General features: G+C 38.7%; 12 protein-coding genes. 2 read left to right on the top strand and 10 right to left on the bottom strand.

What is annotated here, in order from left to right; translation table 11 throughout:
* Positions 1-3: 3 nt before the first annotated feature.
* The 5 genes from CEQ21_RS04315 to CEQ21_RS04295 are packed head-to-tail and all read right to left on the bottom strand — an operon-like array spanning position 4 to position 6,961.
* Complete coding sequence (locus CEQ21_RS04315) at positions 4-456, bottom strand: GAF domain-containing protein (RefSeq protein WP_185763413.1); 453 nt, start codon at positions 454-456, stop codon at positions 4-6.
* Positions 457-490: 34 nt separating this feature from the next.
* Positions 491-1,180, bottom strand: coding sequence for a respiratory nitrate reductase subunit gamma (narI, locus tag CEQ21_RS04310; protein ID WP_185763412.1), 690 nt, complete (start codon positions 1,178-1,180; stop codon positions 491-493).
* On the bottom strand, positions 1,173-1,754 hold the full coding sequence (gene narJ, locus CEQ21_RS04305) for a nitrate reductase molybdenum cofactor assembly chaperone (protein WP_185763411.1): 582 nt from the start codon (positions 1,752-1,754) through the stop codon (positions 1,173-1,175). Before narJ ends, narI begins: the two co-directional genes overlap by 8 nt.
* Positions 1,747-3,309, bottom strand: coding sequence for a nitrate reductase subunit beta (narH, locus tag CEQ21_RS04300; protein WP_185763410.1), 1,563 nt, complete (start codon positions 3,307-3,309; stop codon positions 1,747-1,749). The genes narJ and narH overlap by 8 nt, the downstream gene beginning before the upstream one ends.
* Positions 3,299-6,961 carry a nitrate reductase subunit alpha gene (locus tag CEQ21_RS04295; RefSeq protein ID WP_185763409.1) on the bottom strand — a complete coding sequence of 1,221 codons (3,663 nt, stop codon included), beginning with the start codon at positions 6,959-6,961 and terminating at the stop codon, positions 3,299-3,301. Before CEQ21_RS04295 ends, narH begins: the two co-directional genes overlap by 11 nt.
* A gap of 484 nt (positions 6,962-7,445) precedes the next feature.
* Here CEQ21_RS04295 and CEQ21_RS04290 point away from each other — a divergent pair, with 484 nt between their 5' ends.
* Entirely contained in the window at positions 7,446-8,945 is a 1,500-nt protein-coding gene (locus CEQ21_RS04290) for a nitrate/nitrite transporter (protein WP_185763408.1), read from the top strand.
* Between the two features lie 88 nt (positions 8,946-9,033).
* Here the strand turns inward: CEQ21_RS04290 and CEQ21_RS04285 are convergent, their stop codons facing one another.
* From CEQ21_RS04285 to CEQ21_RS04275, 3 genes are read right to left on the bottom strand one after another with little or no spacing between them, the layout of a single operon-like run.
* The gene (locus CEQ21_RS04285) at positions 9,034-9,822 is read right to left on the bottom strand and encodes an ABC transporter permease subunit (RefSeq protein WP_185763407.1); all 789 of its coding nucleotides are present in this window, start codon (positions 9,820-9,822) and stop codon (positions 9,034-9,036) included.
* Between the two features lie 2 nt (positions 9,823-9,824).
* Positions 9,825-10,724 (bottom strand): ABC transporter ATP-binding protein, encoded by a 900-nt coding sequence (locus CEQ21_RS04280; protein WP_185763406.1) that lies wholly within the window; start codon positions 10,722-10,724, stop codon positions 9,825-9,827.
* On the bottom strand, positions 10,721-10,960 hold the full coding sequence (locus CEQ21_RS04275) for a PLD nuclease N-terminal domain-containing protein (RefSeq protein WP_185763405.1): 240 nt from the start codon (positions 10,958-10,960) through the stop codon (positions 10,721-10,723). The genes CEQ21_RS04280 and CEQ21_RS04275 overlap by 4 nt, the downstream gene beginning before the upstream one ends.
* Before the next feature lie 229 nt (positions 10,961-11,189).
* Here CEQ21_RS04275 and CEQ21_RS04270 point away from each other — a divergent pair, with 229 nt between their 5' ends.
* On the top strand, positions 11,190-11,732 hold the full coding sequence (locus tag CEQ21_RS04270; protein ID WP_185763404.1) for a helix-turn-helix domain-containing protein: 543 nt from the start codon (positions 11,190-11,192) through the stop codon (positions 11,730-11,732).
* Between the two features lie 68 nt (positions 11,733-11,800).
* Here the strand turns inward: CEQ21_RS04270 and CEQ21_RS04265 are convergent, their stop codons facing one another.
* The gene (locus CEQ21_RS04265) at positions 11,801-12,214 is read right to left on the bottom strand and encodes a VOC family protein (protein WP_185763403.1); all 414 of its coding nucleotides are present in this window, start codon (positions 12,212-12,214) and stop codon (positions 11,801-11,803) included.
* A 79-nt stretch (positions 12,215-12,293) separates the two neighbouring features.
* Entirely contained in the window at positions 12,294-12,428 is a 135-nt protein-coding gene (locus CEQ21_RS27235; protein WP_268878974.1) for a hypothetical protein, read from the bottom strand.
* Positions 12,429-12,457 lie beyond the last annotated feature (29 nt).

The raw sequence follows: 12,457 nt of genomic DNA, 5'->3' as shown, positions 1-12,457 counted from the left end.
TGTTCATCCCCTTACTTCAAGTAATAATGGGTTTATTTCTGTACAAAGAGAAATCAATTGATCTATAAATTCCTGATTTAGTTTTTTCTTTTTTCTAAATCCACCTAATAAAACAGCTTGAACCTCATGCCCGTTTAAAAGAGGAATAGCTGCCATACTGACCAATTGCTCTGTTATGGTTAACGGAAAATCCTTCGTCTCCTGGATATCTTTTTTTGCATCTTCTATTACATAAGGTCGAGCGGTTTTCCATACAATTCCAGCTATTCCTTTTCCTACTTGCAGAACAATTTTTTGATACCGATTATTACGATTATTAGAAACGTATTTCCACTTAATAACTACTTCTCCGTCCGCGTTCTCTGCAGCCATCGCTAATCCAACAAAATCTACTTCAAGCTGAAGTCGTATTTCAATTAATAAATCTGTGATTTTTTGTTCTACACTAAGAGTCACATGTCCTCATTCCCTCTTCTGGCATCTTCTTTATTTACTTGCGTACCACATTTTTTTGATAGATTATATACCGTCTTTTAATATATCCTATTGGCAGGCTAAATGCATGTACTAATCTGCTGAAGGGAAACAAAGCAAACAAGGCAAAGGCTGAAAGGATATGTAATTTAAACAACAGCGGAACCCCGCTCATCAGGTCGCCGTCTGGCTGTAGAATAAATAACTGACGAAACCAAACGGATACTGTTTCACGATAGTTAAAATCCGGTTGATTGCTTGTGCCAAAAAAGGTACTGAAAATACCAAGAGACATGACAATAATTAAAATGATATTAATGGCAATGTCTGAAAAGGTGCTAACGGTTCGCACTCGAACATCTGAAAGTCTTCGCCATGTTAACAGGATGATTCCAACATATGCAATGAACCCGAAAAATCCACCGCTCCAAACAGCGATTGTATGATACAGATGATCGCTAACACCAAAAGCTTCTGTTATTTCGATCGGCACAAGCAGTCCGCCGACATGACCGAAAAACACGAAAATAATCCCGATATGAAATAAACTGCTGCCAATCATTAATTTCTTCTTTTCTAGTAATTCACTTGACTTAGCTGTCCACGAAAATTGATCATATCGATAGCGAAAAATCATACCTAAAATAAATATCATGATAAATATATAGGGAATAATTGTCCAAAAAAGCTGTGTAACACTATTCAACTTTTTCCGCCTCCATCTCTAATTCCATACATGATTTTAATAGAATTCGCACAGATTGGATGACATACTGATATGGGTTTTCTTGTTTCTTTAATTCCTGATAAAGAAAATAGGTTCCATCTTCCATTATCGCAAATAGCAACTGCCATTTTTGAAGACGATTAGCATGTATCCACTCTCCATTTGCCAAAAACTCGAGCATTAATGGCAAGTGATCTGATAGCTCCTTCGAGTTCAATTCCAGACCACTCATCGCATACATCATTTTCAATTGAACTAGTATTTGGCCTCTTTCTTTTGCATCTTCATATTTTGCAAATGTCATATGCAGCGGTGTTTTTTTATTAAAGTCAAATGTTTGAACATAATACTCCTGTTGCTGCAATAAGGTTAATTCACTAAAATAGTCAAAAAACCGATTGATATTTGCCGCCACTTCTTTATTATTGTCGGCATATAACTCAAGTAGTGGAAAGTCCTGCTGCTTTAACGGACTTTCTTGCGGATAAAGCAGCATAGCACTTAGTTCTTGCATTATCGGTCTTTTTTGTTCGAATTCGTGCTGATTAATCACGCCATATCCCTCCATAAAAATTCTGCTCATAAGAGCTTTGGTTTGCCGTGCTCACTGCGGGACTATTATTTGCGCCTACTCCGTTTCCAGCAAGAGAGCAGCCATTGCATGCGTCAAAGCCAGACGTTCCCTGTTCATTATAGGCATCCATATAGGCTTCTTTATGAGAGGTAGGGATAACAAATCGATCCTCGTATTTCGCTATAGCAAGTAAACGATACATTTCCTTTGTTGTCTTTTCCGTTAAACCAACACGCTCTAAGCGGGTTACGTCAAATTTTTTATTGGAGGATGCTGCACGCATATATTGCCGCATCATGGCCATGCGCTGTAAGGCAAGGATAACCACATCCGTATCACCTGCAGTAAGCATACTTGCGATATAGCTTACAGGAATTCGCATCTCTTCAATTGCCGGAAAAATCATATCTGGATTTTTAATAGAATCCTTGCCTTCAAAATAGCTCATAATTGGGGAAAGCGGCGGCACATACCAAACCATTGGCAATGTTCGATATTCTGGATGCAGCGGGAACGCTATTTTATATTCAATCGCCATTTTATAGATTGGCGAATTTTGTGCTGCTTCTATAAATGATTCTGGCACACCGTCTTTTTTTGCCTGCTTTATCACCTCTGGATCATATGGATCAAGGAATAAATCAAGCTGTGCTTTATACAGATCTTGTTCGCTTTCTGTTGAAGCTGCTGCTTCTACACCATCTGCATCATATAACAAAACACCTAAATAGCGAATCCGTCCAGTACACGTTTCAGAGCACACTGTCGGCAAGCCGTTTTCAATTCTTGGGAAACAGAAGGTGCATTTCTCCGCTTTATTTGTTTTCCAGTTGAAATACACTTTTTTATAGGGACAGCCTGACATACAAAAGCGCCAGCTGCGACAAGCCTCTTGGTTAACAAGTACAATACCGTCCTCATCCCGCTTATACATCGCACCACTTGGACAGGAAGCAACACAGGCTGGATTTAAACAATGCTCACAAAGTCTTGGCAAATATGTCATGAATGCCGTATCAAAGTTCATTTTGATTTCTTCTTCGATTTTTTGGATATTCGGATCAAGCGGTGCTGTTTCAGGAGCACCTGCTAAGTCATCCTCCCAGTTCGGTCCCCACTCAATCTCCATTTCCTTGCCGCTTATTAAAGATTGGGGACGTGCAACAGGCTTCTGTGCACGTTCCTTTGGTGAAAATAAGTTGTCATATGAATAGGTCCAAGGTTCGTAGTAGTCATCCAGTTTAGGCATGTCTGGATTGTAAAAGATTTTCCCTGTTGCAATTTTGTTTATTTTCGAGCCAGACTTAAGCTGCAGCTTTCCTTTTTTAGTTAACTCCCAGCCGCCCTTATAATGCTCTTGGTCCTCCCAGCGTTTTGGGTAGCCGATACCAGGTTTTGTTTCGACATTATTGAACCACATATATTCAGCGCCAGGCCGGTTTGTCCATGTGTTTTTACATGTAACACTGCATGTATGGCAGCCGATGCATTTATCTAAATTTAAAACCATTGCGATTTGTGCTTTAATCTTCAAGCCAGTCAACCTCCTCAAGCTTACGAACAACTACATATAAATCCCGTTGATTGCCGATTGGACCATAATAGTTAAAGCCGTAGCTTAGCTGTGCATAACCGCCTACCATCTGTGTAGGCTTTACATGTATTCTTGTTGGGCCATTATGACTACCAGGGCGATTCCCAGTCAGTTTTGAGCCAGGCATATTAATGTGGCGGTCTTGGGCATGATACATAAACATGGAGCCCCGCGGCATACGATGACTAACAACAGCTCTCGCAACCGTTACACCATTTCGATTAAATACCTCCAGCCAATCATTATCCTTAATCCCAGAATTTTTCGCGTCGATATCGCTAATCCAAACAGTCGGTCCACCGCGGAACAGTGTCAGCATATGCTGATTATCCTGATACATACTGTGAATATTCCATTTACCATGTGGTGTCATATAGCGCAAAACAAGATTATTTTCACCAACATCCAGATTATCCTTTTCATCAAAAACGATTTGCGGCAATGTTGGCTTATACACTGGTAAGTTCTCGCCGTACTCAAAGAACAATTCATGATCGAGATAGAAGTGCTGACGCCCAGTCAGTGTTCTAAACGGTACTAGTCTTTCAATATTCGTAGTGAAAGGAGAATATCGTTTGCCATCATTGTTAGAACCAGTGAAAATTGGTGTTGGAATAACTTCCCTCGGCTGAACGGTTACACTTTCAAACGTCATCTTTTCACCTTGCCGCTTTGCAGCAATGTCCTTTAAGGGCATGCCTGTTTTTTCTTCCATCGTTTCCCAAGCCTTCACCGCTAACTCGCCGTTTGTTGCACTTGATAAAGCTAAAATACTGTTCGCGACATTTTTTTCATTCGCAATGATCGGTAAACCATTTTTGATGGTTTCGTCGTCATATGTGCCTAATGATTGCTTTAATTCTTCATATTGTTCGGTCGTTTTGTAGTTAACACCATGTGCGCCTGTCGGATACGTGCCAGCTTTAGGTCCTAGTGTGATAAATTTGTCATAGATTTGGGAATAATCCCGTTCCACTAAAGCAAAGTTAGGCATCGTTTTACCGGGAACGGCCTCAATTTCGCCTTTTTTCCAATCCTTCACCAACCCATATGGCTGGGCTATTTCAGACGGTGCATCATGGTTAAGCGGTACTGTTACCACATCTAGTTCAGGTCCATCAAATTGTGTTTGTGCCATTTCTGTAAATGATTTCGCGAGACCTTTAAAGATATTCCAGTCTGATTTTGATTCCCAAACAGGGTCAACCGCTTTATTAAATGGATGCACAAATGGATGCATATCTGTACTGCTTAAATCTTCCTTTTCATACCAAGTTGCTGCAGGCAGGATAATATCTGAGTACATCGGTGTCGCCGTCATGCGAAAGTCTAATGTGACTAATAAATCAACCTTGCCTGTTTGTTCTTCGTCATGCCATTTAATTTCTTCTGGCTTAAAGCTGTTGCTTGGTGATGCTAATACATTTTCCGTTGTTCCAAGTAAATGCTTCATAAAGTATTCCTGCCCTTTACTGGAGCTGGACATTAAATTAGACCGCCATACAAACAATCCACGAGGGAAGTTGACTGGATTATCTGGATCTTCCACAGCAAAGGAGGTTTTTCCTGACTTTAATTCCTCTACTAAGTTCGGAATGATATCCTCCTTTTTAGCCGTTTCCTTTGCAAAGCTTAAGGAGTTTTTATCAAACTGCGGATAGGAAGGCAGCCAGCCAAGTCTTGCAGCAAGCACATTATAATCGGCAGGATGCTTGTATGTTATATCCTTCACAAGCGGTGAAGCATATAGCTTATTGCCGAGCTCCTCCTCCTCATATCTCCACTGATCTGATGTAAAGTAGAAGAAGGAAGTTCCATTTTGCTGCCGTGGCGGTGCTTGCCAATCCTTCGCAAAGGCAATGGTTCCCCAGCCTTCATACGGACGGCATTTCTCCTGACCGACATAATGTGCCCAGCCTCCGCCATTAACACCTTCTGATGCCGTTAAAATAACTAAGTTTAAGATAGCCCGGTAAATTGTGTCACTGTTATACCAATGATTAATGCCAGCACCCATAATAATCATCGAGCGCCCTTGTGTATCAATCGAGTTTTGCGCAAATTCCTTAGCAATTTGTTCAACGATACTTGCTTTTACACCTGTAATTGGTTCTTGCCATGCTGGTGTATAAATATCATCCTCTATAGTAGTTGTTGGATCTTCTGATACTCCGTATTGAGCAAGCATTACATCATAAACAGTTGCCGCATATTGAGTAGAGCCATCTGCAAGCGGAATTGGAATAACGGAAATTGGTCTGTCAAAAACTTTATTCCCATTTGAATCGAATAGTGGAAATTGAATTTTTACTTCTTCACGGTTAGCTTGAGTGAATGTCGATAGGAGCGGGTCTATTGCTTCTCCCGTTTCTTTTTCCAGCTTCAAATTCCATTTTTCTTTGTCATTCCAGCGCTGTCCGATTGTTCCATTTGGGACTACGATGCTGTTGGAAAGGCCATCTAAAAGGACTGGCTTCCACGCTCCATTCACCATTTTGTCATCATTCGTAACCTCTTCTGCCCGCAAAAACCTTCCAGCTTTAAACTTGCCGTCACTTGTTGGGTCCAGCTTTAATAAAAATGGTAAATCTGTATATTTTTTCGCGTATTGAATGAAGGCTTCTTCTTTTCTATTAATATAAAACTCCTTTAAAATGACATGTGTCATCGCTTGTGCTAAAGCAGCATCTGTTCCTGGATGTGGTGCGAGCCAGTTGTCTGCAAACTTCACACTTTCTGCATAGTCTGGTGCTACTGAAACAACCTTTGTGCCTTTATAACGAACCTCTGTCATAAAATGCGCATCAGGTGTACGTGTTAATGGCACATTTGAGCCCCACATCATGATGTAGCCAGCGTTATACCAATCACTTGATTCTGGTACGTCTGTTTGCTCTCCCCATATTTGCGGAGATGCAGGCGGAAGATCTGCATACCAATCATAGAAGCTCAATAGCTCTCCACCTATTAAGCTTAAAAACCTGCTGCCTGCCGCGTAACTGATCATTGACATAGCAGGAATGGGGGAAAAGCCGGCAATTCTGTCTGGTCCATATTTTTTAATCGTATAGATAAGCATTGCGGAGATCATCTCATTCGCTTCTGCAAATGTTACCCGGATCATGCCGCCTTTTCCTCTGAGCTTTTTATAGGACGCTGCTTTTTCTTTATCCTCGACAATACTTGCCCAAGCTTTGACTGGATCTTTATGAATTTTTAAAGCCTCTTGCCACAGCTTCCAAAGACGGCCCCGCATGTAAGGGTACTTAATGCGGAGCGGACTGTATTCGTACCATGAAAAGCTTGCTCCGCGAGGGCAGCCTCTTGGCTCAAACTCCGGCATATCCGGTCCGCAGCTTGGATAATCTGTTGCTTGATTTTCCCATGTAATAATTCCACTTTTCACGAAAACCTTCCAGCTGCATGAACCTGTACAGTTAACACCGTGGGTAGTCCGCACCTCTTTATCATGTGCCCAACGCCCTCGGTAGACATTTTCCCAATCACGGTCCGCTTCTTGTAGTAAGGACCAGTTCCCATTAAATTTTTCCGTTTTCTTAAAAAAGTTCAATCCTTTTGGTACTTTACTCATTATTTGAGCCCTCCTGTTTAAAACCGACTCTATCTACCATTCCATTGTATCGAGCCAACAACAGGAGGAATATTAGGGATTTTCCCTATATTGCCTTATTAGGGGGGCGTAAAGTTCAATTGTCGCAAAATGTTCAAATTTACAGTGTTTAGCTCCTTAAAAATCGTTTAAGGGAATCCCCCTATTTTTTCATGCAACTGAATAGCTTTTTGAAAACTTTCACAAAGTTACAGAAAAACAAATTAATAAATTCTTAGTTAAAAACCTATTTTCCCAGCGTTTATAACAACACCAGCTTTTATATCTCTAATTAAATTTCACAAACTTTACGGATTTTTTTCTCTATTGCGGGCTGTTGGGCAATCATGTACCCTATGTCTTGTAGCGGGACCTTCTTTGCTTTTAAACAGCACTTCTAGCAAGCATATTTTTGTTCAAGAATTCACGAAATTTAAAAACACATTTTTTAGAAAGGATGGTTACAATGAGTAAATTAAGAAGCGTACAATTATCTCTTCAAACATCAAGCTTAATAACTGGCTTTATGGTATGGGTATTAATATCCTCCCTTATTTCGTTTATTAAGGAGGATATTCCCTTAACAGACGGTCAGACAGCCTTAGTGACAGCTTTTCCGGTTATTCTGGGGTCCATTTTGCGGATTCCTGTCGGCTACTATACAAACCGGTTTGGCGCACGAATTATTCATAGCATCAGTTTTATCCTGCTTTTGCTGCCTGTCTTTTTAATAAGTAAAGCGGATTCAATGGCTGATTTAATTATTGGCGGATTACTTATCGGTATTGGCGGCTCTGTATTTTCCGTTGGGGTAACATCTATTCCGAAGTATTATCCTAAAGAAAACCATGGCTTTGTTAATGGTATTTACGGATTAGGTAATGCAGGTACTGCGATTAGTACATTTGCCGCACCAGTTGTAGCAAAATCGATTGGCTGGGCACAAACGGTGCAGCTTTATTTAATTCTTCTGCTCGTATTTGCTGCTTTAAACATTTTCTTAGGCGACCGGAAAGAACGAAAGGTAACCGTTTCCCTGGTAGACCAAATCAAGGGTGTCTATAAAAACTCGACGCTTTGGTTTATATGTTTATTTTATTTCATTACTTTTGGTGCCTTTGTTGCCTTTACTGTTTATCTACCAAACTTTCTTACTACTCATTTTGAATTAGACAGAGTGGACGCAGGGTTAAGAACAGCAGGCTTCATCGTGTTAGCAACATTAATGCGTCCGACAGGCGGTTTTTTAGCAGACAAATTTAATCCATATAAAATATTGATGTTTGTATTTCTTGGACTGGCATTAGCAGGGGTTCTGCTGTCATTCTCCCCTTCTATTGAGCTATATTCAGCAGGAGTATTAACCATCGCATTAGCAGCAGGGATAGGCAATGGAACGATTTTCAAGCTTGTACCAATGTACTTCTCCAAGCAGGCTGGGATTGTTAATGGAATCGTATCTGCAATGGGCGGCTTAGGCGGATTCTTCCCACCACTAGTACTCTCCTTTGTGTTTAATGCAACTGGTCAATATTCGATTGGTTTTATGGCTATTTCAGAGTTTGCATTAGTCAGCTTTGTGATTGTTGTATGGATGTTCTATAAGGACAATCTTTTTATTGAGAAACAAATCATTCATGAAACAAAAGAAGCAATCTTAATTACTAACAAAAATGGCATTATCGAAGACATTAACACTTCTTTTTCAAAGTTAACAGGCTATGCAAAGGACGATGTGATTGGCAAAAACCCAAGCATTCTTCAATCAGGCAAGCACAATCCAGAATTCTATCAAAATATGTGGGAGTCTATAAACAAGAGCGGATACTGGGAAGGAAAAATTTATAACAAACGAAAAAATGGGGAGCTTTATCAGCAGTGGATAACGATAAGTGCAATCAAGAGTAAATCTGGAGAAGTGAAGAAGTATGTGGGGATGTTGAATGATATAAGTGTAAATAGATAATAATTTATCATTGGCAAGCGGGTACCCGAAATAGTTGGGTAACCGCTTTTTTTGTGAAGCGTCACAGTGAATCACATACAAAAGAGATTTATACGTTGTGATACTTCTTAAGTCCGATCCATTTATGTGACACCAGTATAACTAATATACTTAAAAGCAATGTTATGAGCAGATTCCAGCCTAAATTAGCATTAATTGTCCTCATCGTTAGCACTTCGACAGCATGCTTGCTCATAGTTGCAGGATTAATCAAATCAATAACAGGATTTATGCCGACAATAACTCTGCATAGTAATAAAATTACAATGGATATTAATGCGATTATGCCTTGACCATTAAATAATGTACTTACCATCGTCGTGAACATAACAATAAATAGGACCCAGACTAAATAAAAAAACAGGGCTAACAGCATATCAACAAGATTCACATTGGAAAATAAAAAATTCACATATAAGTAGGAAACCAGATATCCTATTGCAACACTCGCTGCAACAAACAGATAATTAGCGACCACTTTAGCTGATAGATATTCGGCAACACTAACTGGTCTTGTCATAATAAATGCTAACATGCCGTTTGCTTTGTCGGATTGGACTGTTCCCATTAAGGAAACGATCACTATAATAACTCCTAGCTGATCAAATTGAGAGCCAAGCGTACCTGCTAACACTGCTCCCCCTTTTTGCACTAGCATATTAGGTTCAACGATTATTCCTTGATTTCCTCCTAAAGATTTAATAATAGCAGGTAAATAATAGTTCATGATTGGTTGAGACATTCCCAAAAAGATAAATACAAGCGGGAACCAAACAACTTTCAATTCACGCAGCGTTTGCACTAATTCTTTTTTTGTTAACAGAGCAAAGTTAGTCATGTTTACACCACCAGCTTCAGAAATATTTCTTCTAAACTATCGGTTTCCATTGTAAATTTTATAATATCTACATGATGCTCAAGAGCACTTGCTAGTAACATATTTTTATTCGACTGTATATCTGCCACTTCTATTATCACTTTATTACCAAAGACCTCGACATTCTTAACATAGGAGAACTCTTTAATAATATTAGGCCAATGCATACTAGCTTCAGTGATTTCAAATTTAATTTTGTTATTGCTATCTCTATTAACTAAGTCAGCGATTGTCGTATCCTCGATCTTTTGTCCTTCTTTAATAATGACAAACCTTTCACAAATTTCTTCTGCATCCTGCAAAATATGGGTAGACAAAAGAATCGTGGTTTCTTTTTTTATTTCTTGCATGATGTTCAATACCTCTCTTCTGCCGATAGGATCTAATGCTGAGACTGGTTCATCCATGACAATAAATGCCGGTTTATGTAATAATGCTTGTGCTATTCCTAGTCTTTGCTTCATACCGCCTGAGAAATTTTTAACCCTGGTGTTCGCTTCTTTACTCAAGCCGACTTTCGTTAGGATTTGAGGAATTTCTCTCTTTAGCTTTTCTCTATTCAACCCTGACAGCTGTCCCATGAACATAAGCGTTTCCGTTGCTGTCATCCAGTGATAAAAGTTTGGGAATTGCGGTAAATAGCCGATTTCTTTCTTCATGGATGATATTATTTTTCCATCTAAAAAAATCTGCCCTTTATCGGGATTTATAATATTCGCGACCATTTTAATTAAAGTTGACTTACCTGCTCCATTTGGTCCGATTAAACCAAGACATTGACCAGTATGGACCTCCATTGAAAAGTTATGAACGGCAATCTTGTGCTTATATGCTTTCGTTACATTCTTTATTTCTAATTTCATCGATATTCTTTCCCCTTTCTTCCTATCATAAAATACAAAATCGGGCCAAGTGGGTTAACAAGCACAATGATAAGCGTCCACACAAACACATGCTGCTGATATGTTCGATTCCTAAATAAATCAATTAAAGCAAGGACAACTAAAATAAAGCCTATTAAAAAAAACGGCAATATAATTGGCAAAATCGAGACAATATCAAAGTCCTTTAAATCATCCAATCCATAATGTACATTCATACAGTTTTTTACCTCCTTTTATATTATCATTATTGATAACGATAACATAAATCTTTCCTTTTAGCACTCTTGTTTCCATAAGATTGTTAAATTCATTATTATTTTATATAATGATAACATTATCAAAATGTAAAACTAATTAGCAGAAGTGGACAGTGATAGAAGGACAGTTAAATCGACTGTTATAACTGAATTTAAAAGAAATACACTTTTTAGAATGGAGCAAATTATGGTAAATAAAGCGGAAGCATTAATCCATCCAGTGCGAATAAAAATATCACAGGCCTTAATGAGAAGTGGTGAGAACGGACTAACACCGTTAGAAATGGTAAAGATTATTAAAGAAGTACCACAAGCAACGGTGTATCGCCATATTCAGGTTATGCTCGATGCAGGAATTATCCGGATTGTTAAGGAAAAAAAGGTTCGTTCTGTTGTTGAGAAGTATTATGCTATCAATGCTGAGGAAGCGAAACTGAAGGGTGAAGAATGGCAGAACGCATCAATGGAGGATAAACTTAATTATTTTTCGTATTATCAAATATCGCTTTTAAATCAATACCAGAGCTATTTAACAAAATTAAAAGACCAAGATACTCCAAAGGATCTTTCCACCTTTTCTTTAGCAGAAATGAAGCTTGACGAAAAGAGCTTTCATGATTTTCAACAAGAACTAAACGAGCTAATAGTTAAATATCATAACAGCTCGCAAACAAATAAGGACAGTGAGCCTTTTAGAACCGTTGCCATAACCATCATCCCAGAAACTTAAAAACAGTATGAAAAGAAGGAGCATATTTAACATGCTCCTTTTTCCATACTTTAAAGGTACTAATGGTATTAACTCTTTACATAATCACAAAACTCAATTAACGTCCCGTTCGTCGAAGCCGGATTTAAGTAAATTAGCCGTCTTCCTCGTGCGTTAACTCTTCGTGTATCCTCGAGAAAACGGACTCCTTCTTTTTTGGCTTCATATATTGCATCATCTAAATTATCAACCCGATAGGCAAGATGATGTACCCCTTTGCCTCGCTGTTTAATAAAACGGGCCATTGGCGAGTTTTTGTTTGTTGGTTCTAGTAATTCGATTACTTTATCTTCTGTTCGCACAACAGCAACATGCACTTCAACACCTGGCGCATCACTTGTATAACGGTCCTCTAAAGTGCCTTTTAATACAGTAAGATAAAATGGTAATGTATCATCAATGCTTCTTACGGCAATACCGACATGGTCTAAAACATAATTCAAAATAAATCCTCCATAAAATTGTTCTGTTTATATTAGTATAACATGTCTATGTATATAAATTTCTATTTTCAAATGCTGCTTATAACTTGTCTTTCATCTCCTTTAATAATTCAACCATTTCTTTTTGTTGATCTGCTTGCTTTTTTAATTTGCCTTCGATTGATAGGCAGCTAATCATGATAACTAACACCATTATCGTAATAAAAAATTCCACTGTATCTCCTCCTAGTGTCACTCTTTACC

The organism is Niallia circulans (assembly GCF_007273535.1).
Lineage (GTDB): Bacteria > Bacillota > Bacilli > Bacillales > Cytobacillaceae > Niallia > Niallia circulans_B.
The sequence above is the reverse complement of the archived record's forward strand: the minus strand, read 5'-3'. Positions and strand labels throughout refer to the sequence as shown.